This window comes from Luteipulveratus flavus (assembly GCF_029439465.1).
Lineage (GTDB): Bacteria > Actinomycetota > Actinomycetes > Actinomycetales > Dermatophilaceae > Luteipulveratus > Luteipulveratus flavus.
The window spans coordinates 187,593-214,221 of record NZ_JAROAV010000008.1; the positions used below are offsets into that span (position 1 = coordinate 187,593).

The 26,629-nt window shown below is 72.0% G+C and carries 23 protein-coding genes; 11 read left to right on the top strand and 12 right to left on the bottom strand.

Annotated elements, in window-relative coordinates; genetic code table 11:
• The first annotated feature begins 188 nt into the window (after positions 1 to 188).
• Positions 189 to 1,943 (top strand): ABC transporter ATP-binding protein, encoded by a 1,755-nt coding sequence (locus P4R38_RS02635; protein WP_277190926.1) that lies wholly within the window; start codon positions 189 to 191, stop codon positions 1,941 to 1,943.
• 40 nt (positions 1,944 to 1,983) lie between these two features.
• Positions 1,984 to 3,720 (top strand): ABC transporter ATP-binding protein, encoded by a 1,737-nt coding sequence (locus P4R38_RS02640; RefSeq protein WP_277190976.1) that lies wholly within the window; start codon positions 1,984 to 1,986, stop codon positions 3,718 to 3,720.
• Positions 3,721 to 3,772: 52 nt separating this feature from the next.
• Here the strand turns inward: P4R38_RS02640 and P4R38_RS02645 are convergent, their stop codons facing one another.
• Both P4R38_RS02645 and P4R38_RS02650 read right to left on the bottom strand, forming a co-directional pair.
• The gene (locus P4R38_RS02645) at positions 3,773 to 4,150 is read right to left on the bottom strand and encodes a hypothetical protein (protein WP_277190927.1); all 378 of its coding nucleotides are present in this window, start codon (positions 4,148 to 4,150) and stop codon (positions 3,773 to 3,775) included.
• A 71-nt stretch (positions 4,151 to 4,221) separates the two neighbouring features.
• The gene (locus tag P4R38_RS02650) at positions 4,222 to 5,130 is read right to left on the bottom strand and encodes a DUF6801 domain-containing protein (RefSeq protein WP_277190928.1); all 909 of its coding nucleotides are present in this window, start codon (positions 5,128 to 5,130) and stop codon (positions 4,222 to 4,224) included.
• 163 nt (positions 5,131 to 5,293) lie between these two features.
• Here P4R38_RS02650 and P4R38_RS02655 point away from each other — a divergent pair, with 163 nt between their 5' ends.
• Together P4R38_RS02655 and P4R38_RS02660 are read left to right on the top strand one after the other, a co-directional pair.
• The gene (locus P4R38_RS02655; protein WP_275239813.1) at positions 5,294 to 5,803 is read left to right on the top strand and encodes a VOC family protein; all 510 of its coding nucleotides are present in this window, start codon (positions 5,294 to 5,296) and stop codon (positions 5,801 to 5,803) included.
• Positions 5,804 to 5,812: 9 nt separating this feature from the next.
• Complete coding sequence (locus P4R38_RS02660) at positions 5,813 to 7,000, top strand: FUSC family protein (protein ID WP_277190929.1); 1,188 nt, start codon at positions 5,813 to 5,815, stop codon at positions 6,998 to 7,000.
• Positions 7,001 to 7,043: 43 nt separating this feature from the next.
• Here the strand turns inward: P4R38_RS02660 and P4R38_RS02665 are convergent, their stop codons facing one another.
• The 5 genes from P4R38_RS02665 to P4R38_RS02685 form a co-directional block, all read right to left on the bottom strand.
• A complete protein-coding gene (locus tag P4R38_RS02665; protein ID WP_275239820.1) occupies positions 7,044 to 7,424 on the bottom strand; it encodes a type II toxin-antitoxin system VapC family toxin in 381 nt (126 codons plus the stop codon).
• Positions 7,421 to 7,657, bottom strand: coding sequence for a type II toxin-antitoxin system Phd/YefM family antitoxin (locus P4R38_RS02670; protein ID WP_275239821.1), 237 nt, complete (start codon positions 7,655 to 7,657; stop codon positions 7,421 to 7,423). The genes P4R38_RS02665 and P4R38_RS02670 overlap by 4 nt, the downstream gene beginning before the upstream one ends.
• A 63-nt stretch (positions 7,658 to 7,720) precedes the next feature.
• The gene (locus tag P4R38_RS02675; RefSeq protein WP_277190930.1) at positions 7,721 to 9,463 is read right to left on the bottom strand and encodes a GMC family oxidoreductase; all 1,743 of its coding nucleotides are present in this window, start codon (positions 9,461 to 9,463) and stop codon (positions 7,721 to 7,723) included.
• Positions 9,460 to 11,067, bottom strand: a complete 1,608-nt coding sequence (locus P4R38_RS02680) for a succinic semialdehyde dehydrogenase (protein WP_277190931.1) — start codon at positions 11,065 to 11,067, stop codon at positions 9,460 to 9,462. The genes P4R38_RS02675 and P4R38_RS02680 overlap by 4 nt, the downstream gene beginning before the upstream one ends.
• Before the next feature lie 126 nt (positions 11,068 to 11,193).
• Entirely contained in the window at positions 11,194 to 12,315 is a 1,122-nt protein-coding gene (locus P4R38_RS02685) for a GuaB3 family IMP dehydrogenase-related protein (RefSeq protein WP_275239826.1), read from the bottom strand.
• Positions 12,316 to 12,521: 206 nt separating this feature from the next.
• Here P4R38_RS02685 and P4R38_RS02690 point away from each other — a divergent pair, with 206 nt between their 5' ends.
• From P4R38_RS02690 to P4R38_RS02715, 6 genes are all read left to right on the top strand, one after another.
• Positions 12,522 to 13,148 carry a hypothetical protein gene (locus tag P4R38_RS02690; RefSeq protein ID WP_277190932.1) on the top strand — a complete coding sequence of 209 codons (627 nt, stop codon included), beginning with the start codon at positions 12,522 to 12,524 and terminating at the stop codon, positions 13,146 to 13,148.
• The gene (locus P4R38_RS02695; protein ID WP_277190933.1) at positions 13,145 to 14,773 is read left to right on the top strand and encodes a Y-family DNA polymerase; all 1,629 of its coding nucleotides are present in this window, start codon (positions 13,145 to 13,147) and stop codon (positions 14,771 to 14,773) included. Before P4R38_RS02690 ends, P4R38_RS02695 begins: the two co-directional genes overlap by 4 nt.
• 92 nt (positions 14,774 to 14,865) lie before the next feature.
• A complete protein-coding gene (locus tag P4R38_RS02700) occupies positions 14,866 to 18,282 on the top strand; it encodes an error-prone DNA polymerase (protein WP_277190934.1) in 3,417 nt (1,138 codons plus the stop codon).
• 126 nt (positions 18,283 to 18,408) lie between these two features.
• Positions 18,409 to 19,011 (top strand): DUF2867 domain-containing protein, encoded by a 603-nt coding sequence (locus tag P4R38_RS02705; RefSeq protein ID WP_277190935.1) that lies wholly within the window; start codon positions 18,409 to 18,411, stop codon positions 19,009 to 19,011.
• Between the two features lie 195 nt (positions 19,012 to 19,206).
• Positions 19,207 to 19,686 carry a helix-turn-helix domain-containing protein gene (locus P4R38_RS02710; protein ID WP_277190936.1) on the top strand — a complete coding sequence of 160 codons (480 nt, stop codon included), beginning with the start codon at positions 19,207 to 19,209 and terminating at the stop codon, positions 19,684 to 19,686.
• A complete protein-coding gene (locus P4R38_RS02715) occupies positions 19,683 to 20,093 on the top strand; it encodes a VOC family protein (RefSeq protein ID WP_277190937.1) in 411 nt (136 codons plus the stop codon). Before P4R38_RS02710 ends, P4R38_RS02715 begins: the two co-directional genes overlap by 4 nt.
• Positions 20,094 to 20,200: 107 nt before the next feature.
• Here the strand turns inward: P4R38_RS02715 and P4R38_RS02720 are convergent, their stop codons facing one another.
• The 4 genes from P4R38_RS02720 to shbA all read right to left on the bottom strand — a co-directional run bounded on the left by P4R38_RS02720 (position 20,201) and on the right by shbA (position 24,567).
• On the bottom strand, positions 20,201 to 20,803 hold the full coding sequence (locus tag P4R38_RS02720) for a dihydrofolate reductase family protein (RefSeq protein ID WP_277190938.1): 603 nt from the start codon (positions 20,801 to 20,803) through the stop codon (positions 20,201 to 20,203).
• 203 nt (positions 20,804 to 21,006) lie between these two features.
• Positions 21,007 to 22,521, bottom strand: coding sequence for an IMP dehydrogenase (gene guaB / locus P4R38_RS02725; RefSeq protein WP_277190977.1), 1,515 nt, complete (start codon positions 22,519 to 22,521; stop codon positions 21,007 to 21,009).
• An 88-nt stretch (positions 22,522 to 22,609) separates the two neighbouring features.
• Positions 22,610 to 23,854 carry a hypothetical protein gene (locus tag P4R38_RS02730; RefSeq protein ID WP_277190939.1) on the bottom strand — a complete coding sequence of 415 codons (1,245 nt, stop codon included), beginning with the start codon at positions 23,852 to 23,854 and terminating at the stop codon, positions 22,610 to 22,612.
• Entirely contained in the window at positions 23,851 to 24,567 is a 717-nt protein-coding gene (gene shbA, locus P4R38_RS02735; protein WP_277190940.1) for an RNA polymerase sigma factor ShbA, read from the bottom strand. The genes P4R38_RS02730 and shbA overlap by 4 nt, the downstream gene beginning before the upstream one ends.
• A gap of 143 nt (positions 24,568 to 24,710) precedes the next feature.
• Between shbA and P4R38_RS02740 the strand changes: the two genes are divergently transcribed.
• Positions 24,711 to 24,944, top strand: a complete 234-nt coding sequence (locus P4R38_RS02740) for an RNA-binding S4 domain-containing protein (RefSeq protein ID WP_277190941.1) — start codon at positions 24,711 to 24,713, stop codon at positions 24,942 to 24,944.
• A 74-nt stretch (positions 24,945 to 25,018) separates the two neighbouring features.
• On the opposite strand, the gene groL is transcribed toward P4R38_RS02740, so the two are convergent.
• Positions 25,019 to 26,629 (bottom strand): chaperonin GroEL, encoded by a 1,611-nt coding sequence (groL, locus tag P4R38_RS02745; RefSeq protein ID WP_277190942.1) that lies wholly within the window; start codon positions 26,627 to 26,629, stop codon positions 25,019 to 25,021.

A 26,629-nucleotide genomic window follows, 5' to 3' on the forward strand; every position in this document is an offset into this window, starting at 1 on the left:
GGTCGAGTAGGCGAGCCCCCAAGGGCGAGCCGTATCGAGACCAGCCGCGCGCGGTCACCAGGTCTCGATACGCGGCATCACTTCGTTCGCCCCTCCTCGACCCAGCGGTGGGACCGCCGCCCCTGCTCGACCGGCGAAGGCGAAAATGGGTTTATTCATGCGGGTTTCCGGGCCTAGCGTGGATCGCCGTGCAGCCTCTTCCCTACGCCGATCCCGGCACTCCGGACCTGCGCGGACCAGCCCGCTTCATGCTCTGGGTGGCCCGCGGCCAGGTGCGCTCGCTCTCCCTCGGCGTCGTCTGCGGCATCACCTGGATGCTGTCGCAGGCGCTCGTCCCGGCAGCGGTCAGCCGCGCCATCGACGACGGCATCCGGGCGCACGACACCGGTCGGCTGTGGCTGTGGGCCGGCGTCGTCCTCGCCCTGGCGGTCGTCTCCGCCGGCTCCGGGGCGATCCGGCACCGGTTCGCGGTGGAGAACTGGTTGCGCGCCGCGTTCCGGGCCGTCCAGCTGATCGGCTGGCACGCGGCGAGCACCGGCAGCGCACTCCCCCGGACCATGCCGACCGGCCAGGTCGTCGCCAGCGTGGCGTCGGACGCGATGCGGCTCGGGGCCTCGTACGACACTTTCGCCCGGTTCGTCGGCGCGATCGTCTCCTACGTCGTCGTGGCGATCCTGCTGCTGACCTCGTCCGTACGCCTGGGGCTGGTCGTCCTGCTCGGCGTGCCGATCCTGCTCGCGACGCTCACCGTCGTGATGAAGCCGCTGCAGAAGCGGCAGGCCGCCCAGCGAGAGGAGAGCGGGCGACTCACCGAGCTGGGTGCCGACACCGTCGCCGGCCTGCGCGTGCTGCGCGGCATCGGCGGCGAGCAGACCTTCCTGCGTCGGTACGAGGAGCAGTCCCAGCGCGTCCGGACCACCGGCGTCCGGGTGGCCGGCCTGCAGTCGACGCTGGACGCCGCCCAGGTGCTGCTGCCGGGCCTCTTCATGCTCGTGGTGACCTGGCTCGGGGCGCGGTCGGTGCACGACGGGTCGATCACGCCGGGCCAGCTGGTCGCGTTCTACGGGTACGCCGCGTTCCTGGTCATGCCGCTGCGCACCGCGACCGAGATGACGGACAAGGTGATCCGGTCGCTGGTCGCCTCGCGCAAGATCATCGCCGTGCTCCAAGTCCGCAGCGACACGGTCGACGCCGACACGGTCATCGATCTACCGGCCGGCCCGCAGCCGCTGGTCGACCCGACGTCCGGTCTGACCGTCGAGCCCGGCCGGCTGACCGCGGTCGTGTCGGCCCGTCCGGAGGACTCCGCGGCGCTGGCCGACCGGCTGGGCCGGTTCGGGACGACCTCCACCGACGTGACCTTCGGCGGTACGCCCGTCGCGGACGTACCGCTCGCGCAGCTGCGTTCCCGCGTGGTCGTCTCCGAGACCGACCCGCGGCTGTTCACCGGCACCCTGCGGGGCGAGATCGACCCGCAGGGCACCGCGAGCGACACCGAGCTGCTCGCCGCGCTGGAGGTGGCGAGCGCCGCCGATGTGCTGGACGCCCTCGACGGCGGCCTCGACGCCGAGGTCGAGGAGCGTGGCCGTTCCTTCTCCGGCGGGCAGCGCCAGCGGCTGGCCTTGGCCCGAGCGCTGCTGACGAAGGCGGAGACGCTCGTGCTGGTCGAGCCGACCAGCGCCGTGGACGCGCACACCGAGGCACGCATCGCCGGCCGCCTGGCCGACTCGCGGCGCGGCCGCACGACGGTCGTCATGACGGCCAGCCCGCTCGTGCTCGACCAGGCGGACGTGGTCGTCCTGCTCGTCGAGGGGCGCGAGCTCGTCCGCGGGACGCACGCGGAGCTGATGGCGACGTCGACGGCGTACCGCCGGGTCGTCGTCCGGGGAGAAGAGCACGAGGAGGACCAGGAAGAGGTGAGCACCGTTGACAGCCACGACTGACCGGCACGACGCGACCCGGCGCACGCTGCCGATCGCGGACATGAGCGCCGTGCGCGCCCACACCGGTGGGCTGATGCGACAGCACCGGCGGTCGCTGCTGCGGCTCGTCGGCCTGCACGGCCTGGCCGCCCTGGCCGCACTCGCCACCCCGCGGCTGCTCGGCGGACTCGTGGACGACCTCACCCAGGGCACGACGCTGGGCAGGATCAACCAGGTCGGCCTCCTGCTCGCCGTGGCGGTCCTCGCGCAGACCGTGCTCACCTGGTTCGCGCGGCGGGCGTCGTTCGTGCTGGGCGAAACCGTCTTCGCCCAGCTGCGCGAGCGCTTCGTCTCCCGGGTGATGGAGCTGCCGCTGTCGACCGTCGAGCGCGCCGGCACCGGAGACCTGGTCGCGCGGACGACGAACGACGTGGAGGCGCTGTCGTACGTCGTGCGCTTCGGCATCCCGTCGCTGTTCGTCGCCGTGGTGACATCGGCGCTCACGCTGGTGGCCGCGTTCCTGGTGAGCCCCCTCGTGGCCGTCGCGCTACTGGCCGGCATGCCCCTGCTGGTGGTCTCGACCCGGCGCTACCTGCGGCTCGCCCCGGACGGGTACCTGCGGGAGCGGGCGTCGTACGCGGTCGGCAACGGCGTCATCACCGAGACGGTCGAGGGCGCGCGCACCATCGACGCGCTCGGGCTGGGCGGACGGCGCAAGAGCCGGATCGACGCCACCATCCGCGAGATGTTCGACGCGGAGTCCTACACCCTGGGCCTGCGGCTGCGGTGGTTCCCGCAGGTCGACCTCGGCATCCTCGCGCCCGCGGCGATCGTGCTGCTGTGGGGTGGCTGGCTGGTCTTCGAGGGTCACGCCACGCTCGGCCAGGTGACGACCGTCGTGCTGTACGCGCAGGCGCTCGCCGACCCGTTCGACGAGCTGCTCAGCTGGCTGGACGAGATCCAGGTCGGCGCGACGTCGCTGGCTCGGGTGATCGGCGTCGAGGAGGTGCCGCCGGACCGCGTGGCCGGTGAGGACCGCCCGACCGACGCGCGGATGGCGGCGTCGGACGTGCACTACGCCTACCGGGCCGGCCGGGACGTGCTGAGCGGGATCGACCTCGACCTCGCGCCCGGCGAACGCCTCGCCATCGTCGGGCCGTCCGGCGCGGGCAAGTCCACGCTGGGACGGCTGATGGCCGGCATCGACGGTCCGCGTCAGGGCCGGGTCGACGTGGGCGGCGTGCCGCTGGTCGACCTCCCCCTGGACGACCTGCGCAGCGAGGTCGCCCTGGTCACCCAGGAGCACCACGTGTTCGTCGGGACGCTGCGGGACAACCTGCTGCTCGCTCGGCCGGACGCCACCGACGAGGTGCTGTGGTCGGCGCTGGACGCGGTCGACGCGCACCGGTGGGCGAGCGAGCTGCCCGAGCAGCTGACGACGTCCGTCGGCGCGGGCGGTCACACGCTGACCGACGCGCAGTCGCAGCAGCTCGCACTGGCCCGACTGGTGCTGGCGGACCCGCACACGCTCGTGCTGGACGAGGCGACGTCACTGCTCGACCCGCGCGCCGCTCGGCACCTGGAACGCTCGCTGAACGCGGTGGTCGAGGGGCGCACGATCGTCGCGATCGCGCACCGGCTGCACACCGCGCACGACGCCGACCGGGTCGCCGTCGTCGAGGACGGGCGGATCAGCGAGATCGGCTCGCACCACGAGCTGATCGAGACCGACGGCGCGTACGCCGCGCTGTGGCGCTCGTGGCGCGACGAGCCCTCGGAGGACGCCGCCCGCGCCTGACGGCGTCCGCTGCCTGACGGCGACCGCCGCCGCAAGAGCGGCTGCGGGAGCCTCAGGTGCGCCGCGGGACGGTGTCGTCGTCGGCCGGGGGCGCTCCGAACAGCCACCAGCCGGCGGCGTTCGCGCGCACCTGGACCCGGTCGCCGAGGTATTCGACCTCGACGGCCTGCCCGGGCTCGGCGTGACCCCAGCAGGCGACGGCGGTGACGGTCCACCACTCACCCTCGTCCCCGGCGCTGCCGCTGAACGAGGCGACCCAGTCCCCTTCAGCCGCACGGGTGTAGGTGTCGAGGTAGAGCTGAGAGCCGTCGCCGTTGGGGTCGATGAGGGCAAGCCCGATGTCGGCTCCCGTCCGCACCTCGAGCACGGTGGCACAGCGCGGGTCCCAGCCGCCCGCCTCGAGGGCCGAGTCGACGGTGAGTGCTCGCATGCCCTCAGGGTGCACGACGGCCCGGCACCTGCGCGAGGTGCCGGGCCGTCGGACGTACGGGTCGGTGCGGGTCAGCGACGCAGGTTGCGGCGCGCGAGCACACCGGCCCCGGCGACGCCACCGAGCACGGCGAGGCCGGCCAGCGCGACACCGGCGTTGGACCCGCTGTCGTCACCGACGAGGTCGGCCTGGACGACCGGGCCGCTGACCGTGGACGACGGCTCGTCGGTGGCCGAGCCCGAACCGGACGACGCGGTGCCGGTCGGCACAGCGGTCGCGGACTGACTCGGCTCGGTCGAGGGCGACGGCTTGGTGGTGGAGGACGGCTGCGTCGTCGGCGACGGCTGACCGCCACCCTTGGTCACCGCGATCGTGCCGAGGGTGAGGTTCTGGCCCTTGACCGGCTCGCACGCGACGAACAGGTCGGCCTCCTGCGCGTCCTCCCGGCCGACCGCGACCAGCATCTCGCCGACCGTGACGTCGAGCGTGCCGGTCTTCTTCGGTGTGAAGGGCAAGCCCTCGCCCTCGCCCTTGAACGTGACCGTTCCCTTGGTCGAGACCGGGGTAGGCACGTCGAACTCGGTGAAGGCGATCAGGTCGTCGGAGCCGACCGTGTAGAAGTGCACGCTGCCCCCGGCGTCGAGCATCGTGATCTTGTGGTCGCGCAGATACTGCAGCGCGTCGGGGCCCAGGGTGATCTTGGCCGTGAAGTCGAGCGGGTCGACCTCGTGCTTCGGGCGGACGGTGGCCGGCAGCTCGGCGGAGATGGTCAGCGACCAGTCGTCCTTGAAGTTCTTGCCCAGGCCGCCGTCCTCGTCGGTCAGTGAGCAGTGGTACTTCAGGCCGGTGAGCTCGGCGGCCCCGGCGGACGGCGCGAACGCGCAGGTCGCGGCGAGCGCGAGGCCGACACCTCCGAGTGCTCCTGCCGTACGGCCCAGGCGGCGAGACGCAGCAAAAGTGCGCAAGGTGGTTCCCCTCATGAAAGCGGCGGGCGTGCGGCGCCCACCGAAGATTGACGGGCGAATAGTACGGGACTCCGTGAGCCCTCGTTGCCAACCGTCACCGGCGCGCTTCGCGGTTCGCGGGGCCGGCCGCGGGTAGGAGCAGACTTGTGCTCTCAACGACGACGGCAAGGGGCGGACCATGGCTGCTACGGCGACGACGCACCTCAACTTCACGGGCGACGCCCGGCAGGCGCTGACCTTCTACCAGTCGGTCTTCGGCGGCGGGCTGATGCTCGCCACGTACGGGCAGGTCGGTGTCCCTCAAGATTCCGCGGACTCCGAGCGTGCCGTCTTCGCCCCCGTCGATCCCACCTCGCCGGACGCCGAGCGCATCGCCTTCGGCATGCTCGCCACCGACGACGGCCTCCGCCTGGCCGCGTACGACGTCCTCGGGGCAACCGGGGGCGGCCTCGCCGCGGCCGGCCTGCCGGGTGCGGTCGGTAGGGCGGACGGGCTCACTCACCACGAGTCGTGCTTCGTGCTGCTCACCAGCGAGACGCTGGAGGAAGCAAGGGCGCTGTGGACCGATCTCTCCGAGGGCGGCACCGTGATCCAGGCGCTGGCCCCGGCGGACTGGGCGCCGGCGTACGGGATGCTCACCGACCGCTTCGGGGTGACCTGGGTCTTCGGTATCGTCCCGGCGAGCTGAGCGACCTCCGTGACCGGCGAGCAGGACCGCGGGCGGTCCGGCTTCTCACGCGTCCGACGGGCTTTCTCAGAGGCGGGTGAGCGACTCGCGGTCTGGTGGTGGCCGCTGCTGCAGCAGACCGCCGCCGCCACCATCGCCTGGGTCCTGGCGGAGCACGTCGTGGATCACCATCAGCCGTTCTTCGCGCCCATCGCCGCGGTCGTGGCCCTGAACGCCTCGTTCGGGGAGCGCGGCACCAACGCCCTGCGCCTCCTGGAGGGCGTGCTCGTCGGCATCGCCGTCGGTGAGCTGACCATCGCCGTCCTCGGTGCGGGTTACGGCAGCCTGGCGCTGGCCCTGTTCATCGCCATGTCGGTCGCGCGAGCCGTCGGGGGCACCAACCTGACCCTCGCCCAGGCCGCCGCCGGGGCGATCCTCACCGTCGCGGTCCCCAACGTGGAGGGCGGCATCGATCGCGTCGTGGACGCGCTGATCGGCGCCGCGGTCGCGCTGGTGTTCACCCAGATCCTGTTCTCCCCCGAGCCGGTCCGGCTGCTCCGTCGTGCCGAGGCCGCCGCCCTGACTGCGATGGCCGACGGGATGCGGCTCACCGCACGCTCGCTCGCCGACAACGACGACGACCTGGCCTCCGAGGCTCTCGACGCCCTGCGGACCGTCCGCGACCGGCTGTCCGAGCTCGCCCAGGTGAGACGCGCGAGCACCCGGGTGGCGCGGCACTCCCTGGTGTGGCGTCGGCGGACCGCCCCGGTGGTCCAGGAGAAGGAGAACGCCGAGCAGCTGGACCTGCTGGGCGACAGCACGGTGATGCTCACCCGCGGCGCCGTGGCCACCAGCATGGCGGGACGCGCAGTGCTCGCGCCGTACATCGGCGAGCTCGCGGACACCCTCGGTGACTTGTCTCAGCGGCCGGGCGAGCGCAGCACCCGCCAGGAGGCCGTCGACCGGCTGGTCCGGCTGACCGAGCGGCTGACGCCGCAGACCGTGCACGAGATCCCGCGGGAGGAGCAGCCGGCGCTGGACACCGCCCTGGTCCTGACCCGCGTCGTGGTGAGCGACGTCCTGACCTTCGCGGGCGTCGATCCGCAGCAGGCCTCGCGGCTCACGCTCAAGGGGCTGGACTGGTTCGGCGCCGACCGTCCTCCACGACGTGCCCTCTCGACACTGGGCCGGCTGCTGCGCAAGCCGCAGGGGGACTGAGCGAGCGGGCTGGGGCCGTCCGCCTCAGCGGGAGCACGACCCGCTACCAGCGCACCTGCACCGGGAATCGTCCGAACGCAGGATCCTTGGTGACCAGTGCGAGGCCGTCGAGCTCGGCCTGAGCGGCGAGCATCCGATCGAACGGATCCCGGTGCGCCACGTCGTAACCGCCCGCCCGGAGAGCATGGCGGTGGCTGATCGGCAGGTGATCGAACCCGTTGCGCTCGACGAGGTCGTCGAACCGTTCCACCGCTTGCTCGACGTCGAGCTTGCCGATCCTGCGTTTCGTCGCGATCTCCCACGCACTCGCGGCACTGACGTGAACCTCGGCGGCGCTCTCGATCAGAGCGCGTGACGAGCCGGGGAGCTGAACGTCGTCGAGGAACCACCACAGCAACGCGTGAGTGTCGAGCAGCAGCCTCACGACCGTCCGTCCCAGGCTTCGAGCTCCTCCTCGGGCAGGGGCTCGAAGAAGGCGTCAGCCAGGTGTCCGGTAAGACCCCCGGGCCGACGCCGGGGTCTGACCTCCTCCAACGGGACCAGCCGCGCGTACGGCTCGCCGGCCTTGGCCAGCACGATCTCCTCGCCGGCGTGAGCCCGCTCCAGCAGTCGTGAGAAGTGGGTCTTGGCCTCGTGGACATTCACGGTGGCGCTCATGCACCCATAATGGACTAAGTCGCTGGACTAAGTCCATCACAGGCGGACACGAGGCCGTCCGCCTCAGCCGGCCGCACGCGCCGCCGGCAGTCCGAGGTCGACGCCCGGGACGCGCGCGGCGACAGCGGGGAACCGCCGGTACGGCTCGCCCTGGGCGGGCCGTTCGTCGCGCTCGCCCTTGGCCGGCCACAGGGACAGCGCCCGTTCGGCCTGGGCGGTGATCGTCAGCGACGGGTTGACGCCGAGGTTCGCCGACACCGCCGTACCGTCCACGACGTGCAGGCCGGGGTAGTTCCAGACGCGGTGGTAGGCGTCGATCACGCCGGTCGCCGCCGACTCGGAGATCACCGCGCCGCCGAGGAAGTGCGCGGTCATCGGGACTCCGAACACCTCGGCCCAGTTGCCGCCCGCGACCACCCGCCGGCCCGATTCCTCGCCGAACCGCTTCGCGAGCGCGCGGACGGCCCGCTGCCCGGCGGGGATGTACGTCGGGCTCGGGTCGCCGTGGCCCTGCGCACTGGTCAGCACCCGGCGGCCGAACCGCCGGCGGGTCGACACGGTGATCGAGTTGTCCAGCGTCTGCATGACGAGCGCGATCACCGTGCGCTCGCTCCAGCGCGGTGAGACCAGCGCCCGGATGTTGGGCGCGAAGTCGCGGACGAGGTCGCGGCCGAACTGCACCGCCCGCTTGGCGGGAGGCTCGTCGCCCTTGACCAGCAGAGTCTGCAGCAGGCCCATGGCGTTGGAACCCTTGCCGTAGCGGCAGTTCTCGACGTGCGTGGTGTCGTCGACGTGGAACGAGGTGGTGATGGCGACGCCGCGGGAGACCTCCATGTGCTCCGGCACGCTCACCGCCGCGGCACCCTCGAGCGCCTCGGAGTTGGTGCGGGTCAGCACGCCCAGCCGCTCGGACAGCTCGGGCAGCACGCCCTCCTCGCGCATCCGGTGCAGCAGCGTCTGGGTACCCCAGGTGCCTGCCGCGAGGACGACCTGCTCGGCCGTCACCGTCTCGCGGCGCTTGCCGAACCAGGCACCGCTCTCCTCGGTGGTGACCCGGAATCCCTTGTCCCCCAGCGGTTTCACCTCGACGACCGTCCGCTTGGCACGGATCTCGACGCCCTTGCTCTCGGCGAGCGCGAGGTAGTTCTTCATCAGGGTGTTCTTCGCGCCGACGCGGCAGCCGACCATGCAGTTGCCGCACTCGGTGCACCCGGTGCGGGCCGGGCCCTCACCGCCGAAGTAGGGGTCCTCGACCCTCCGGCCGGCCTCGCCGAAGAACACCCCGACGGGTGTCTTGCGGAACGTGTGGCCGACGCCGAGGTCGTCGGCGGTCGCCTTCATCAGCCGTTCGACCGGGCCGTCGCACGGGTTCTCCTCGACCACGCCGAGCATCCGCTTGGCGGTGTCGTAGTGCGGCGAGAGCTCGGACTCCCAGTCGGTGATGTGCCCCCACTGCTGGTCCCGGAAGAACGGGCTCGGCGGCTTGTAGAGCGTGTTCGCGTAGTTCAGCGAGCCGCCGCCCACCCCGGCGCCCGCGAGGATCATCACGTCCGGCAGCCGGTGCAGTCGCTGCACCCCGAAGCACTTCAGGTACGGCGCCCACAGGTAGCGCGGCAGATTCCAGGAGGTCTTGGCGAAGTCCTCGTCCTCGAACCGGCGGCCGGCCTCGTACACCAGGACGTCGTAGCCTTTCTCCGCCGCGCGCAGCGCCGTGACGGCACCGCCGAAGCCGGACCCGACGACGACGACGTCGTGGTCGTACGTCCGGGCGCTCGCATCGGCGGACGGTGTCCGGTGCGCGCTCACGAAAGACCACCGGCCTTCATGGCCTTCAGTGCGAGCACCATGCCCCTGGCCCAGACCTTCTCGGGCACCCCCTTGACCGGGGCGATCGGCATGACGTGTTGCACCGCGACCGTCTGCACCTCGGTGTACTTGTGGATGCCCTCGGCCCCGTGCCGCCGGCCCACCCCGGACTGCCGCATGCCGCCCATCGGGGCGCCGTTGCTGGCCCAGGCGGCGATGTACCCGTCGTTGACGTTGACCGTCCCGGCCTTGATCCGGGCAGCGAGCGCCCGACCGCGCGAGACGTCCTGGGTGAAGACCGAGGCGTTCAGCCCGTACGAGGTGTCGTTGGCGAGCTCGACGGCCTCGTCGTCGGTGCTGACCCGGTAGACCGACACGAGCGGCCCGAACGTCTCCTCGTCCCGGCAGGCCATCGTCGCCGTCACGCCCTCCAGGACGGTCGGCTCGTAGAAGTACGGCCCGATCTCGGGGCGGGCCCGGCCGCCGGCGAGGACGCTCGCGCCCTTGCTGCGGGCGTCCTCGACGTGCGCCGTGACACGGTCGAGCTGCTGCTGCGAGATGAGCGAGCCCATGTCGTTGCCCCACGCGAGATCCGGACCGAGCCGCATGTCGCGCACCTTGGTGACGAAGTGGGTGAGGAACTCCTGGGCGATCTCCTCGTGCAGCACCAGCCGCTCGATGGAGACGCACAGCTGGCCGGCCGAGGAGAACACCGACCGCACCGCGCAGTCGGCGGCGGCCTTGAGGTTCGCGTCCGCGGCGACGTACATGGCGTTCTTGCCGCCGAGCTCCAGGGATGCGCCGATGAGCCGCTCGGCGGCGTCGCGGGCGACACTGCGGCCGGTCCGAGTCGAGCCCGTGTACATGACGTAGTCGGCGCGGTCGAGGACCGCTTTGCCGATCGTCGGCCCGTCGCCGAGCACCACCTGCAGGACACCCTCCGGCAGACCGGCCTGGTCCAGCAGCTCGAAGGAGCGCAGGGCGGTCAGGGCGGCCTTCTCGTCCGGGCGGACGACGACGGCGTTGCCGGCGAGCAGGGCGGGGATGATGTCGGTGATCGACATCGACAGCGGGTAGTTCCACGGCGCGACGACGCCGACGACGCCCTTGGGGTGGCGCAGCTCCACGGTCTGGGTCAGCACCGGGATCGCGCCGAGACGCTTGCGCGGCCGGAGGTACTCGCTCGCCTTGCGCGCGTAGTGCCGGCACACCCCGACCACGTCGAGGACCTCCTCGAACGCCTGCCGCCGGGTCTTGCCGGACTCCAGCTGGATCAGGTCGAGCAGCTCGTCCTGGTGGCGCAGCACCAGGTCGTGCAGCCGGAGCAGCATCCGCGCGCGATCGGCGATCGACTGGGCCGCCCACCGCGGCTGCGCCTCACCGGCGGCCCGGTAGGCGTGGTCGACGCTGTCGATGGTGCTGGCCGGCAGGTCGGCGAGGTGACCGCCGGTGAACGGGGTGACGCACGGCTGGGTCTGCGCCCGGGCCGGCGCCACGACTCTGCGGGCGAGGCGCTCGGCGAGACCGGCGGGGAGGACGTACGGCGCGGGAGAGGGCTTCTGGGAAGCTGAGCTCTCGGTCGGGACGACGAGCGACTCGGTCATTACCCGAGGGTAACGTGACGCCGATCACCGCGGGCCGGATCGCCCCGACCGTGAGACACGACGGTCCTCAGGGCATTCCGTGCAGCGGCGTACGCGAGAGGTGAGGTCGATCGCCCGGGGTGATCGTCAGGAGCGCTGGTACGGCGCGACGACCACCTCGACGCGCTGAAACTCCTTGAGGTCGGAGTAGCCCGTCGTGGCCATCGCCCGGCGCAGCGCACCCATCAGGTTCGTCGTGCCGTCGGCACCGCGGCCCGGGCCGGTGAGGATCTCCTGCAGCGTGCCGACCGTGCCGACCTCGACCCGCTCGCCGCGCGGCAGGTCGTGGTGGTGCGCCTCGGAACCCCAGTGGAACCCGCGGCCCGGCGCATCGCTCGCCCGCGCGAGCGCGGCGCCCAGCATGACGGCGTCCGCACCGCACGCGACGGCCTTCACCAGGTCGCCGGAGGAGCCCATGCCGCCGTCGGCGATCACGTGGACGTACCGGCCGCCCGACTCGTCCATGTAGTCGCGGCGGGCGGCGGCGACGTCGGCCACGGCGCTCGCCATCGGCGCGTGGATGCCGAGGGTCTGGCGGGTCGTGTGCGCTGCCCCGCCGCCGAAGCCGACGAGGACGCCGGCCGCGCCCGTCCGCATCAGGTGCAGGGCGGCGGTGTACGTGCCCGCGCCGCCGACGATGACCGGCACGTCGAGCTCGTAGATGAAGCGCTTGAGGTTGAGCGGCTCGGCCTTGCCGGAGACGTGCTCGGCCGACACGGTCGTCCCCCGGATGACGAACAGGTCGACGCCGGCGTCGACCACGGTCTTCCAGTGCTCCTGCGTGCGCTGCGGGCTGAGCGCACCGGCGACGGTGATGCCGGCTTCGCGGATCTCCTTGAGCCGCATGGTGATCAGGTCGGGGTTGATCGGCTCCTCGTAGATCTCCCGCATCCGCATCGTGGCGTTGGCGGGATCGAGGCCGGCGATCTCGGCGAGCAGCGGCTCGGGCGTCTCGTAGCGGGTCCAGAGCCCCTCGAGGTCGAGCACCGGCAGCCCGCCGAGCTGACCGAAGGTGATCGCGGTCTGCGGTGAGACGACCGAGTCCATCGGGGCCGCCATGACCGGCAGCTCGAAGTGGTAGGCGTCGATCTGCCAGCCGGTCGAGACCTCCTCGGGGTCACGGGTCCGACGCGAGGGCACCACCGCGATGTCGTCGAAGGAGTAGGCCCGACGGCCGCGCTTGCCCTTGCCGATCTCGATCTCAGTCACCGGGTCAGGCTACTGGGCGCCCGGATCGGGTGACGTCGCCCCGGGCCGCGCCGTGCCTGCCGGTCTCGCCGAGAGGCCCACCACCCGCCGAGAGGCCCAGCGGTCGGCCGAGAGGCCCAGCGATCCGCCCGGGATGGGTGGGCCCGTCGGCGCGAGGTGGGCCTGTCGGCGGACAGGCAGGTCCTCGGGTTGACCGAATCGAACGCGTGTTCGACTATGGAGAGGTGATCCAGCCCTTCCCCGACGCGGTGAGCGACCTGCAGGAGATGCTCCAGCAGCGCGGTACGACGCCTGCCGCCGGGGCGCTGCCGGTGCACCCCCGGCTGGCACCGGCGTTCCCGTCGGGGCTGCGACCGGGCGTCGTCTACTCCCTGGTCGGGTCGGTGTCGATCGCGCTCGCCCTGCTCGCCGGGCCGTCCCAGCACGGTGCGTGGTGCGGCGTCGTGGGTCTGCCCGACCTCGGTGTCGAGGCGGCGGCGGCCTGGGGCGTCGACCTGGACCGGCTCGTCCTGGTGCCCGCACCGGAGCCGCCGCAGTGGGTGTCGACGGTCGCGGCGCTGGCCGAGGTCGCCGGCGTGGTCGTGGCGGCATCGCCGGGCCGACTCAGCGGCGGCGAGGTGCAGCGGCTCACCGCCCGGCTGCGGACCCGGCGTACGTCCCTTGTCGTGATCGGTCCGTGGGAGCGTCCGGCGGCGACGGTCCGCGCGACCACGGTCGGCTGGGACGGCCTCGCCCAGGGGCACGGCGCCCTGACCCGGCAGCACGTCCGGCTCGACATCACCGAGCGGCACCAGCAGCGCAGCTGCTGCCTGACCATCCCGGAGACGCCATGACGGCCGACCTCGGTCTCGACACGTCCTCGGCCGGCGCCTCGGACCACTCGACCAGCGGGGCGGGTCTGCGGGTGCTGCTGGTGTGGTGCCCGCAGTGGTCGGTGGTGGCCGTACGCCGGGCGCAGGGCATCGCCTCCGACGCGCAGCTCGCGCTGGTCGACAAGGGCGTCGTCGTCGCGAGCTCGGCTGCCGCGCTGGAGGAGGGCGTGACGCCGGGGCTGCGGGTGCGGCAGGCCCAGCACCGCTGCCCCGACATGACGGTGCTGCCGTACGACCCGGCGCTGGAGCTGGCCGCGTTCGAGCCGGTCATGCGGGCGATCGAGGAGAAGGTCCCCGGCATCCACCTGGTCCGACCGGGCCTGGCCGCGGTACGAGCGCAGGGGCCGAGCCGGTTCTACGGCGGCGACCGGGCGGCGGCCCACACGTTGCTGACTCACCTGCAGGCGCGCGTCGACCACCCGGTGCGGGTCGCGGTGGCCGACGGGTTGTTCGCGGCCGAGCAGGCGGCGTACACCACGACCGACGACTCCCCCGTCGCGCACGTGCCGCGAGGTGAGTCCGCGACGTTCCTGGCGCACCTGCCGGTCGACACCCTCGACCGTGAGGTCGCCGACGGACGGATGTCGAACGTCCTGCGCCGGATGGGGATTCGCACCCTCGGCGACCTCGCTGCGCTGCCGCGCGCCGACGTCCACGCCCGGTTCGGCGCGTCGGGACTGCGCGCCCACCGGCTGGCCGGCGGCGTCGACGTGCCGGCGCTCGCCCCTCGTGCCGTCCCGCAGGACCTCACCGTGGAGGCAACCCTCGACCCCGGCTCCGACCAGGTCGAGCACATCGTCGCGGTCTGCCAGCCACAGGTCGACGCGCTGATGAGCAGGCTGACGGCGGCGGCGCTGCTGTGCCACGGGCTGCGCATCGTCATGCGGACCGAGGCCGGGCGGGTGCACCGGCGGCTGTGGCAGCACCCGTGGCACTTCACCGCGAACGAGGTCCTGGACCGGGTGCGCTGGCAGCTGCAGGACGTCGCCGCCGACGACGGGTCCGAGGACGACTCGCTGCACCGCGCGGTCGTGTCGGTGCGCATCGAGCCGGAGTCGGTCGACGCGGCCGCCCACCACGCGCCGGGGCTGTGGGGCGACCGCCCGGACGAGCACGTCGTCCAGACGCTGACCGGGCTGCAGCACCAGCTCGGCCACCACGGCGTCCTCGTGTCGACCGTGAGCGGCGGCCGGTTGCTGGACGAACGCCGGGTGCTGCGGCCGTGGGGCGACGCGCTGCCCGACCGGTGGGAGCGGCGTCTGGAGCAGCCCTGGCCGGGTACGGTGCCCGGCCCCGCGCCGGCGACGGTGTTCGCGCAGGCCCGTCCGGTGCAGGTGCTCGGTGCGGACCGCGAGGCGGTGAGCGTCGACGACCGCAGCGAGGTCCGTACGCCACCGGCCTGGTTCGTACCCACCGGTGATGCTCCGCGACCGGTCACCGCGTGGGCCGGGCCGTGGCCGGTGCGGCAGCGGTGGTGGCGCGCGCACCGAGCGTTCAACCGGTTCCAGCTGGTCGACGGCCGGGAGCAGGCGTGGCTGCTGCTGACCGACGGGCGCGACTGGTGGGCGGAGGCCCGCTATGACTGACACCCACCGGCAAAAGTTGGTCATCCGCACACGCATGGCTGTGCCCCCCACCAACTTCTGCCGGTTTCCTCGGCCACGCGGGGTGCGGTGACATGGGCTGGGACAACCCGCCGATCCCGTGGTCGCAGCTGGAGCAGGCGCTGTCGGACGGCGTACGCCCGGCCGCCTGGTCCGGCTACCCCGCGGACGGCGGCGACGGGCCGGGCTGGTCGCGCAAGCGGATGCCGTTCCGCGCCGAGGCCGTGCGGGACGACGGCGAGCCCACCGTCCCGTACGCCGAGCTGCACGCGCACTCCCACTACAGCTTCCTCGACGGCGCGTCCTCTCCCGAGGACCTGATGACCGAGGCCGTCCGGCAGCGGCTGTCCGGCATCGCGCTCACCGACCACGACGGCCTCTACGGCGTGGTCCGGTTCGCCGAGGCCGCGGAGGCGTACGGCGACATCGCCACCTGCTTCGGCGCCGAGCTGTCCCTCGGGCTGAGCGGTCCGCAGAACGGCGTCGCCGACCCCGAGGGCACCCACCTGGTGGTGCTCGCGCGCCGGCAGGAGGGATACCGGCGGCTGGCGCGGGCGCTCACCGAGGCCCACCTCGCCGACGGCGCCGAGAAGGGTCGGCCCGTCTACGACCTCGCGCGCCTCGCCGAGGAGGCGGCCGGGCACTGGGTGGTGCTGACCGGGTGCCGCAAGGGTGCCGTCCGCCGGGCGCTCGACCGGGGTGGCGAGCAGGGCGAGGCCGCCGCCGTCCGCGAGGTCGAGCACCTCAAGGAGCTGTTCGGCGCCGACAACGTGCTCGTCGAGCTCACCGACCACGGCGACCCGCGCGACAGCGCCCGCAACGACCGGCTGGCCGCGGTGGCTCGTACGGCGCGGGTCCCCGTCGTCGCCACGAACGCCGTGCACTACGCGACGCCCGACCACTTCCCGCTGGCGACCGCCGTCTCCGCCGTACGAGCCCGGCGCAGCCTGGAGGAGATCGACGGCTGGCTGCCGGCGACGTCCCAGGCGCACGTGCGCAGCGGCGCCGAGATGGCCCGCCGGTTCGGGCGCTTCCCCGGCGCGGTCGAGCTGACCGTCGACGTCGCCCAGGACTGCGGCTTCCAGCTGCGCTCGGCCTCACCGCGGCTGCCCAAGATCGACCTGCCCGACGGCCGTACGCCGATGAGCTGGCTGCGCGAGCTGGTCGAGACCCGCGGCCCGGAGTTCTACCCCCGCTCCGAGACCGCCGCCTGGGAACGCATCGAGCGCGAGCTGCGGGTCATCGAGGAGAAGGACTTCCCGGGCTACTTCCTCATCGTCCACGACATCGTCACGTTCGCCCGCGAGCACGGAATCCTTTACCAAGGAAGGGGATCCGCGGCCGCGTCGGTGGTCTGCTACATCCTCGGCATCACCGTCATCGACTCGATCCACTACGGCCTGCCGTTCGAGCGGTTCCTGTCCGAGCTGCGCGAGGAAGCCCCCGACATCGACGTCGACTTCGACTCCGGCCGCCGCGAGGAGGTCATCCAGTACGTCTACCGCAAGTACGGCCGACGCCAGGCCGCGCAGGTCGCCAACGTCGTCACCTACCGACCGAAGAACGCCGTACGCGACATGGCCAAGGCGCTCGGTCACAGCCAGGGTCAGCAGGACGCGTACACCAAGCAGGTCGAGCGGTGGGGCGCCGACATCAGCAGCCAAGACCACGAGATCCCTTCTGCGGTCATCGGACTCGCGTCCCAGGTGCTCAGCTTCCCCCGGCATCTGGGCATCCACTCCGGCGGCATGGTCCTCACCGAGCGGCCGGTGGGAGAGGTGTGCCCGATCGAGCCCGCCCGGATGGCGGACCGCACCGTCCTGCAGTGGGACAAGGACGACTGCGCCTGGATGGGCCTGGTGAAGTTCGACCTGCTCGGGCTCGGCATGCTCGAGGCGCTGCAGCACACCTTCGACCTGGTCGCGGTGCACCTGGGTGAGAAGTGGCGCATCGAGACGATCCCCAAGGCCGAGCCCGGGGTGTACGACATGCTCGACCGGGCCGACTCCATCGGGGTGTTCCAGGTCGAGAGCCGCGCCCAGATGGGCACGCTCCCCCGGCTGAAGCCGCGCAGCTTCTACGACCTCACCATCGAGATCGCCCTCATCCGGCCCGGTCCGATCCAGGGCGGCGCGGTCCACCCGTACATCCGGCGGCGGACCGGCGAGGAGCCGATCACCTACCCGCACCCACTGCTCGAACCCGTCCTGGAGCGCACCAAGGGCGTGCCGCTGTTCCAGGAGCAGCTGATGCAGATGGCGATCACCGTCGGCGGCTTCTCCGCCGCCGACGCCGACCAGCTGCGCCGGGCGATGGGGTCCAAGCGGGGCGTGGAGAAGATCGACGCGCTGCGCGCCAAGCTGTACGCCGGGATGGCCGCCAACGGCATCGAGGGGCAGCTGGCCGACGAGATCTACCACCGCATCGAGGCGTTCGCGAACTTCGGGTTCGCCGAGTCGCACGCGCTCAGCTTCGCGGTGCTGGTGTACGCCAGCTCCTGGCTCAAGCTGCACTACCCGGCGGCGTTCCTCGCGGCGCTGCTGCGCTCGCAGCCGATGGGGTTCTACTCCGGGCAGACCCTGGTCGGCGACGCCCGGCGGCACGGCGTGCAGGTCCGCTCCCCCGACCTGGACCGATCAGGGGTGCACGCCGGCCTGGAGCCGCTCACCGACGACACCGTCGGCGAGCCGGGCGGCCGGGACGACTGCCTGATCGACCGCACCGAGGACGAGATCGGCCCGTTCGACACCTCGGCCCCGGACGACACCGCGCAGCACCGCCGCGACGGTGAGTACGCCGTGCGCCTGGGGCTGGCGGACATCAACCGGCTGGGCGAGTCGGCGGCGCAGCGGGTGGTGTCGGCGCGCGAGGACCGGCCGTTCACCGACCTGGCCGACCTGGCCCGGCGGGCCGAGCTGGACACCGAGCAGCTGGAGGCGCTGTCGATGGCCGGCGCGCTGGACTCGCTCGCCGGTTCGCGCCGCAGCGCGCTGTGGCAGGCCGGTGAGGCGGCGGCCGCGCGACCCGGTCAGCTGGAGGTGCCGGTCGCGTACCAGCCGCCGCTGCTGCCGCTGATGACGCCCGGCGAGACGCTCGTCCAGGACCTGCAGGCCACCGGCATCAGCCCCGCCGACCACCCGATGCGGCACTGCCGCGAGGCGATGCGGGTTCGCGGCGCGCTGAGCATCGAGGACGTCATGCAGGTGGAGTCCGGGCGGCGGTTCGAGGTCGGCGGCGTGGTGACGCACCGGCAGCGCCCGGCCACGGCCGCCGGGATCACGTTCGTCAACCTGGAGGACGAGACCGGCATCCTCAACGTCATCGTCAGCAAGGGGGTGTGGCACCGCTACCGCCGCATCGCCCGGACGTCAGCGGCGATGGTGATCCGCGGCATCGTCGAGCGCTCACCCGAGGGCGTGGTCAACCTGCTCGCCGACCGCATCGAGCACCTGCCCCTGACGGTCCGGCACCGCTCCCGCGACTTCCAGTGACCTCGCGCTGACCCCGTCACCCGGGTGGTCCCGGTGCGCGTCGCGAGCGTGACTCCCCCGGCGGAGGGAGCACCGTCGTCCCGACGCGGGAGGCGAGCACCGGCGTACGAGCGCAGCGTGACGTCCATGACCACCACGATCAGCCGGACCGGCCACCGCCTTCCACCGGCAGCGCACACCGAGCAGCCGTGGCGCATCCACGACATCGCACCCGACTTCGACCTCGAGGACGTCTGGGCGCTGCCCACCCCGGGTGGCCCCGACGACTTCCCGCGCCTGGTCGAGCGCTTCGTGAGCGGCGACGTCGCCGACAACCCCTCCTGGATCGCCCGCACGCTGTTCACTGTCCGCTGGTGGATCGGCGGTGCACTCGGCTGGGACGGCGACGGTCAGGGCCTCGACCAGCGCGTCGCCTCCCTGCGCGAGCGGCTCCCCGCGGACCTGCGCGTGACGCCGGGCCCGGACCTGGACCGCCTGCCGTTCCGCTCGCTCTACCTCACCGACGACGAGTGGGCGATGGAGATCGCCAACAGCACCGTGCACGCCGTGTCGCACCTGAGCTGGGTGCGGACCCGCGACGGCTCGTACCGCGGGCAGATGGCCGTCCTGGTCCGACCGAACGGCCGGCTCGGCGAGGCGTACATGGCGGCGATTCGGCCGTTCCGGTACGTCCTGGTGTACCCGCCGCTGATGCGCGGCATCGGGGCGAGCTGGGACGCAGCCACCTGACCGAGCCGCCCGCCCGTCCTCCCGCCCCGCTCCACCCGTCCTCCCGTCCCGACCCGCTCCGCCCCGACCCGCTCGGCCGAGTGCGCGTGTCCTGCATGAATTCACAACGGAACGACACACGACACGCGCAGTCGGCCAGGGAGGCGGGCGGGACACGCGCAGTCGGCCAGGGAGGGGGCGGCCTAGCCTGAGCGGGTGAGTCGCGAGGCCGAGGACGTCAACCGCCGGCTACTACGCGCCCGCGACGCCATGGACCGCACCTTCGCCGAGCCGCTGGACGTCTCGGCGCTCGCCCGGATCGCGTACATGTCGGACGCGCACTTCATCCGCGAGTTCAAGCGGGTCTTCGGCGAGCCGCCGTACCGCTACCTGCAGCGCCGCCGCATCGAGCGGGCCATGTTCCTGCTGAAGCACCAGGACGACGCCGTCACCGACATCTGCATGGCCGTTGGGTTCACCAGCCTCGGGACGTTCAGCCGCACCTTCCGGACGATCGTCGGGGAGAGCCCGACCGCGTACCGCGCCCGGATGCGGCACGTTCCGCAGGTCGCGCCGACGATGTTCGCGATGCGCTGGAACCGGCCGAGCAGTTTCGGAGAAGCGCGCCCCCGGAACGGACGCCTAGCGTCTACACCGTTGAACGACAACGGAACTCACACCAGGAGCACGTCATGAAGCTCGGCCGCAACAACATCTCTCAGATCTTCGTCCTGGACCAGGAGGAGGCGAAGGAGTTCTACGTGGGCACGCTCGGCCTGGAGGTCTCGGCCGACATGGACTTCGGCCCGATGCGCTGGCTCAGCGTCCGGGTGCCCGGCGACTCGCACGAGATCTTCCTGGAGAAGCCCGGTCCGCCCGGGTACGACGAGAAGACCACCGAGGAGATCCGCGAGATGGTGACCAAGGGCGCCGGCGGCGGCTGGCTCGCCTTCACCACCGACGACATCCACGCGACGTTCGAGGAGCTCAAGGACAAGGGCGTCGAGATCACTCAGGAGCCGATGGAGCAGCCGTACGGCACCGACATCGGCATCCGCGACCCGTTCGGCAACAACATCCGCATCGGCCAGCTCAACGAGTGACCCGACCGCCGACGGTGTGACCCACCCGCGAATCCCGTCTGGCCGGCACCGCATGTGGTGCCGGCCAGACGGGTTTCGCGGTAGGTGGCGGGGCGACGACTGACGCCTCAGCGGCGTACGCGGTAGTGCAGGTGCGTGACGCGGTCGCCCTGGACGACCGTGGGATTCTCCAGCAGCAGCTCGGCGGCCGCCTCGTACGACCCGAAGAACCGCTTGCCGCGGCCGAGCACGACCGGTGCCAGGTCCATCTCGATCTCGTCGACCAGGCCGGCCGCGAACGCCTGGCCGCCGACGTCGCCGGCGCTCACGCAGATGAGCCCGTCGCCGGCGATCTCCTTCGCCCGGGTCATCGCAGCGTCGATGCTGGTCACGAACTCGTACGGCGCGTCCGGGTGCCGCTCGTGCCAGTCGTCCGGCCGCGGGCGGTGGCTCACCACGATCACCCGGCCGCCCTCCGTCGGCGCGGCGCCGTTCCACCCGTCGGTGATGTCGAAGAGGTGACGCCCGATCACCTGCACGCGCATCCGGTCCCACAGCGGTCGGACGTGGTCGGCGGACGCCCTCGACACCCGCAGCGGCTGGTCGCCCCCGAACAGCGGCACCGGGACGTCGCCGTTCTCGTACCACGCGAACATCGACCCGACGCCGTCCTGCTCGTCGGCGATGAACCCGTCCACCGAGCAGACCGCCTGCATGATCACCGTGCTCATGGGAGCGCCCTTCCTCAACTGTTTGGTTGAGTACGACAGTACGCAGCCCGCGCCCACTAGTCAACCATCTGGTTGAACAACGCGCTGATCCTGTCTGCCCGGCCCCGCATGCACGGCCGGACAGACGAGACTCGCGAGGGGTGAGGACGCGAACGCCGCCGGTCTCCCACGAGGGTGACCGGCGGCGTACGGACGTGATGGGCTCAGCGCCCCGTGTAGTTGGGTGCCTCCACCGTCATCTGGACACCGTGCGGGTGGCTCTCCTGCAGCGACGCCGAGGTGATGCGGATGAACCGCCCCTTCTCCTGCAGCTCTGCGATCGTGCGGGCGCCGACGTAGAACATCGACTGGTGCAGGCCGCCGATCAGCTGGTGAGCGACAGCGGACAGCGGCCCGCGGTAGGCCACCTGGCCCTCGATGCCCTCCGGGACGATCTTGTCGTCGCTGGTGACCTCGGCCTGGAAGTAGCGGTCCTTGGAGTAGGACTTCTTCCCCCGCGAGGACATCGCGCCGAGCGAACCCATCCCGCGGTACGCCTTGAACTGCTTGCCGTTGACGAAGACCAGGTCGCCGGGCGACTCCTCGCAACCGGCGAGCAGCGAGCCGACCATGACCGAGTCGGCCCCCGCGACGAGGGCCTTGGCGATCTCGCCGGAGTACTTCAGGCCGCCGTCGGCGATCACCGGGACCCCGGCCGGCTTGCACGCCTGGGCCGCCTCGTAGACGGCCGTGATCTGGGGGGCGCCGACGCCGGTGACCACGCGGGTCGTGCAGATCGAACCGGGGCCGACCCCGACCTTGACCGCGTCGGCGCCGGCCTCGACGAACGCCTGCGCACCGGCCCGGGTCGCGACGTTGCCGCCGATGACCTGGACGTGGCGGGTGGCGGGATCGCTCTTGAGGCGGCGGACCATGTCGATCAGCAGCCGGACGTGGCCGTGCGCCGTGTCCGCGACGAGGACGTCGACGCCCGCGTCGACCAGCGTCGTGGCCCGCTCCCAGGCATCCCCGAAGTACCCGATCGCCGCGCCCACCAGCAGGCGGCCGTCCGCGTCCTGGGAGGTGTGCGGGAACTGCTCGTTCTTGACGAAGTCCTTGACCGTGATGAGCCCGGCCAGCCGGCCGGCATCGTCCACGATCGGCAGCCGCTCGCGCTTGTGCTGCCGCAGCAGAGCGGTGGCGTCCTCACGGCTGATGCCGACCGGTGCGGTGACCAGCGGCATCGGGGTCATGACCTCGCTGACCTTGGTGGCCGCCCACTCCGCCACGGGGGTGAACCGCAGGTCGCGGTTGGTGATGATGCCGATCAGCTGGTTGCCGAGGTCGACGACGGGGAGGCCGGAGACTCGGTACTTGCCGCAGATCTCGTCCAGCTCCTCGAGGGTCGCATCGGGGCCGATCGTCACCGGGTTGGAGATGATGCCGGTCTGGGTGCGCTTGACCAGGTCGACCTGCTCGGCCTGACCCTCGATCGACAGGTTGCGGTGCAGGACGCCGATGCCACCCTGGCGGGCCATGGCGATGGCCATCCGGGCCTCGGTGACGGTGTCCATCGCCGCCGAGATCAGCGGGACGCGGATCGACAGCTCACGCGTCAGGCGCGCCGTCGTGTCGACCTCACTGGGCGTGAGGTCGGTCTCTCCGGGAAGCAGGAGAACATCGTCGTAGGTGAGGCCCAGCTGCCCGAACGGTGCGGGAACGGAGGGCTGCTCGACCATCGGGAACTCGGGCGTGAGATCGGACGAGGATGCCATCAGCCAAGTGTAGGGGCCGCCGAGCAGTGCTCAGTACACAGCGAACGACGGCTCAGCCTTGGCCGTCCGCGCTCGAGGTGAGGTCCTCGACCTGGGTGGCGGCGCGGCCGTTGCCCTTCGCGGCGCCGTTGCCCTGACCCTGGCCGTTGGCCTGGCCGGCAGCGTTGCCGTTGCCCTGACCGTTGCCGTTCCCACGGCCCAGACCGAGACCGGGCTGACCGGTCGACGCCGAGCCGGACATGCTCGCCCCGGACGAGGTCGCCCCGGACGTGGACGGCTTCGAGGAGGCCGAGCCGGACGGGGTCGAGCCGGAGGGCTGCGGCGTCGAGGTGGTCGGCTGCGACGACGCACCCGAGGGGGTCGGTGTCCTCGTCGAGGACGTGCCGGACTCCGACCGGCTCGTCCGGTCGCGGGTGTCCACGCCGGTCGGCCCGGTCGTAGCGCCGGACGGCGTGGACCCGCTCTTGTCCGGCGTGTCCGGTGTGCCCGTGGTGAGGCCGAACGTCGGCAGCGGCGGCAGGGTGATGCGCGGCAGCGGACCCGACCGGGTGCCGGTCGAGGGCGAGGTCGACGTGGTGCCCGTGGAGGAACCCGTGCTCGTCCCCGGCGAGGTCGTGCTCGAGGACGGGCCGGTCGTCGTGGTCGTCGACGGCGGCGAGCTGGTCGTCCCGGACGTACGCGGGGGCGGCGGGGTCTGGGTCGGCGCCTGCTGTGCGCGGCTGGTGGTGTCGCGCGTCGTGACGCGCGGCAGCGCGCGCGGGAGCGAGGACGCCTTGCTGGACGGCGGCAGCACCGCACCCGGTCGCGCAGGGGACGTCTGGCCGCCCGGCGCCGCGGTGGAACCCTGGCCGCCCTCGGTCGGCTCGGCGACCGTCGAGTCCTCGCCGGGGGTGCCGTCGGAGGTGGAGTCGTCGGAGGAGTCGTTGTCGGAGGAGCCCGTCGACCCGGGCGCCGCGGGGCGCTGACCGCCCTGCGCGGAGTGGCCGCTGCTGCCGAAGACACCGCCCATGGTGCCGAGCTGGTGCAGGACGGGTACCTGCGTACCGGTGACGGCCGCCGCGACCGAGCTCATCGACAGGCCGGCGAACGCCAGGCCCGCGACCGCACCGGTCTGCAGCAGCCGGCGACGCAGCCCGGCCGAACGCGCGGTCGCACTGCTCGGGGTGGCGTCGATCTCCTCGACCCAGGCGGCGAGCAGGCCGGACAGCGGGGAGTCGTCGCTCCCGCCCGAGCGGCTGCCGAGGGAGTCGAGGAAGAGGTCGTCCTTGCGGATTCGGTCTATGGAAGGGGGTGTCATCGAAGGCTCTGATCGTCGGTGTCGACGAGGTCACGAAGCCGAGCGAGCGCGCGGTGCTGCGCGACGCGTACGGCGCCGGCCGTCATACCGAGAGCCTGTGCGGTCTCCTCGGCGGACATGCCGACAGCGACACGCAGGGTCAGGATTTCGCGGTGCTGCGGCGAGAGCCGGTCCATGAGCGACCAGACCTGGGCGGCCTGGTCACTGCGCAGCGCCTCGTCCTCGGGCCCGGCGCCGGTGTCGACCCGGTCGGGAACCTCGTCGGTCGGTACCGGACGACGCATGACCCCACGCTGCACGTCCGCCACCTTGTGGGAAGCGATCCGATAGACGAACGCCTCGAACGGGACACCACGGTCGGCGTAACGAGGGAGTGCTGTCAGCACGGCCACGCACACCTCCTGTGCCGCGTCCTGGGCGGCGTCTGCTGCTCCGGAGAAGGCGCCCAACCGAGCGCGGGCATAACGCACCGCAAGCTGGTGAACGGCCCCCATGAGCTGATCGGTCGCAGCCTGATCGCCCTCGCGAGCGGCGGCTGCGAGATCGCCCAAGGGAACCTGAGCGACCTGTCCATCCATCGCGCGACGCTGGTAATTCGTTACGGATTCGGCGACCGCGGTATCGGCGGAGCCACCCCATGCCTCATCGGCTGAGGTGAGCTCACCTGCTTCTGAGCTGCCCGAGCGCACCAGGCCTCCGTTCAGGTCAAGCACGAACGTCTACGACCGCGGGCCACCGTAGGCAGACCGCACGGGCCCGAGTCAAACCGGCCCGAGGGACGCGTGTCGCCGTCCCGGTCAACCAGGTTGACGGACCGAGTCGGGTTCGGCAAGCGATTCGGTGACACGATGCGCGCATGGCAACCGAACCCGCGATCGAGGTCCCCATCCGTGACGAGGCCATCCGCCTCGGCCAGCTGCTGAAGCTCTCGGGCCTGGTGGAGGACGGCGCGCAGGCTCGTGAGCTCATCCAGACCGGGCGTGTCCTGGTCGACGGCGAGGTCGAGACACGCCGTGCCCACCAGGTCCGTCCGGGCTCGCGCGTCGAGCTGCCCGGTGCCGTGATGACGGTCGTCCGCAGCGACGGCTGACCCCCGGACGCAGACGAGGCCGGGCTCGCACGAGGACGTCCTCGTGCGAGCCCGGCCCGCGTCAACGACGATGATCAGTGCCCGTGACCGTGACCGGCCGCAGCCGGCTCCTCGTCCTCGGGCTTGTCGACGACGAGCGTGTCGGTGGTGAGGACCATCGACGCGATCGACGCGGCGTTGATGAGCGCCGACCGGGTGACCTTGACCGGGTCGATGACGCCGGCCTTGACCAGGTCGCCGTACTCGCCGGTGGCGGCGTTGAGGCCGTTGCCGGCCTCCAGCTCGCGGACCTTGGACACCGCGACGTAGCCCTCGAGGCCGGCGTTCTCGGCGATCCAGCGCAGCGGCTCGGCGACGGCCTTGCCGACCAGGGCGGCGCCGGTCGCCTCGTCGCCCTCGAGCGCGAGGTTCTGCAGCGCGGCCGAGGCGTGGATCAGGGCCGAGCCGCCGCCGGCGACGATGCCTTCCTCGATGGCCGCACGGGTCGCCGAGATGGCGTCCTCGATGCGGTGCTTCTTCTCCTTGAGCTCCACCTCGGTGTGCGCGCCGACCTTGATGACGCAGACGCCACCGGCGAGCTTGGCGAGACGCTCCTGGAGCTTCTCGCGGTCCCAGTCGGAGTCGGTGCGCTCGATCTCGGCCTTGAGCTCCTTGACCCGGCCGTCGACGTCGGACGCCTCGCCCGCGCCGTCGATGATCGTCGTGGTGTCCTTGGTGAGGACGACGCGACGGGCCTGGCCGAGCACGTCCAGGTCGACCTGGTCGAGCTTGAGGCCGACCTCCTCGGCGATGACCTGTCCACCGGTGAGGATGGCGAGGTCCTGCAGCATCGCCTTGCGGCGGTCGCCGAAGCCGGGCGCCTTCACCGCGGCGACGTTGAACGTGCCGCGGATCTTGTTGACCACCAGGGTCGAGAGGGCCTCGCCCTCGACGTCCTCGGCGATGATCAGCAGCGGCTTGCCGGACTGGACGACCTTCTCCAGCAGCGGCAGGACGTCGGCGATCGAGGAGATCTTGCCCTGGTTGATCAGGATGTAGGCGTCCTCCAGGACGGTCTCCATCCGCTCCGCGTCGGTGATGAAGTACTGCGACAGGTAGCCCTTGTCGAACTGCATGCCCTCGGTGAAGTCCAGGTCGGTCGCCGTCGTCGAGGACTCCTCGACGGTGATGACGCCGTCCTTGCCGACCTTGTCGAACGCATCCGCGATGAGACCGCCGATGGTGGCGTCCTGGGCGGACAGGGTCGCGACCTGCGCGATCTCGTCCTTGCCCTCGACCTCACGCGCGTTGCTCAGCAGACGCTCGTTGACGGCCTCGACCGCGGCGTCGATGCCGCGCTTGAGCCCGGCGGGGCCGGCGCCCGCGGCGACGTTGCGCAGGCCCTCCTTGACCAGGGCCTGGGCGAGGACGGTCGCCGTCGTCGTACCGTCACCGGCGACGTCGTTGGTCTTGGTGGCGACCTCCTTGGCGAGCTGGGCGCCGAGGTTCTCGTACGGGTCGTCCAGCTCGACCTCGCGAGCGATGGTGACACCGTCGTTGGTGATGGTGGGTGCGCCCCACTTCTTGTCGATGACGACGTTGCGGCCCTTGGGGCCGAGCGTCACCTTGACCGCGTTGGCGAGGGCGTCGACGCCCCGCTCCAGCGACTTGCGCGCGGAGTCGTTGAACTCCAGCTGCTTAGCCAT

Bases quoted from the DNA above. Each gene is read 5' to 3' on its own strand.
- P4R38_RS02640 (WP_277190976.1), top strand. From the start codon at position 1,984: ATGAGCGCCGTGCGCGCCCACACCGGTGGGCTGATGCGACAGCACCGG.
- P4R38_RS02645 (WP_277190927.1), bottom strand. From the start codon at position 4,150: ATGCGAGCACTCACCGTCGACTCGGCCCTCGAGGCGGGCGGCTGGGAC.
- P4R38_RS02650 (WP_277190928.1), bottom strand. From the start codon at position 5,130: ATGAGGGGAACCACCTTGCGCACTTTTGCTGCGTCTCGCCGCCTGGGC.
- P4R38_RS02655 (WP_275239813.1), top strand. From the start codon at position 5,294: ATGGCTGCTACGGCGACGACGCACCTCAACTTCACGGGCGACGCCCGG.
- P4R38_RS02670 (WP_275239821.1), bottom strand. From the start codon at position 7,657: ATGAGCGCCACCGTGAATGTCCACGAGGCCAAGACCCACTTCTCACGA.
- P4R38_RS02680 (WP_277190931.1), bottom strand. From the start codon at position 11,067: ATGACCGAGTCGCTCGTCGTCCCGACCGAGAGCTCAGCTTCCCAGAAG.
- P4R38_RS02695 (WP_277190933.1), top strand. From the start codon at position 13,145: ATGACGGCCGACCTCGGTCTCGACACGTCCTCGGCCGGCGCCTCGGAC.
- P4R38_RS02700 (WP_277190934.1), top strand. From the start codon at position 14,866: ATGGGCTGGGACAACCCGCCGATCCCGTGGTCGCAGCTGGAGCAGGCG.
- P4R38_RS02705 (WP_277190935.1), top strand. From the start codon at position 18,409: ATGACCACCACGATCAGCCGGACCGGCCACCGCCTTCCACCGGCAGCG.
- P4R38_RS02715 (WP_277190937.1), top strand. From the start codon at position 19,683: ATGAAGCTCGGCCGCAACAACATCTCTCAGATCTTCGTCCTGGACCAG.
- P4R38_RS02720 (WP_277190938.1), bottom strand. From the start codon at position 20,803: ATGAGCACGGTGATCATGCAGGCGGTCTGCTCGGTGGACGGGTTCATC.
- guaB (WP_277190977.1), bottom strand. From the start codon at position 22,521: ATGGTCGAGCAGCCCTCCGTTCCCGCACCGTTCGGGCAGCTGGGCCTC.
- P4R38_RS02730 (WP_277190939.1), bottom strand. From the start codon at position 23,854: ATGACACCCCCTTCCATAGACCGAATCCGCAAGGACGACCTCTTCCTC.
- P4R38_RS02740 (WP_277190941.1), top strand. From the start codon at position 24,711: ATGGCAACCGAACCCGCGATCGAGGTCCCCATCCGTGACGAGGCCATC.
- groL (WP_277190942.1), bottom strand. From the start codon at position 26,629: ATGGCTAAGCAGCTGGAGTTCAACGACTCCGCGCGCAAGTCGCTGGAG.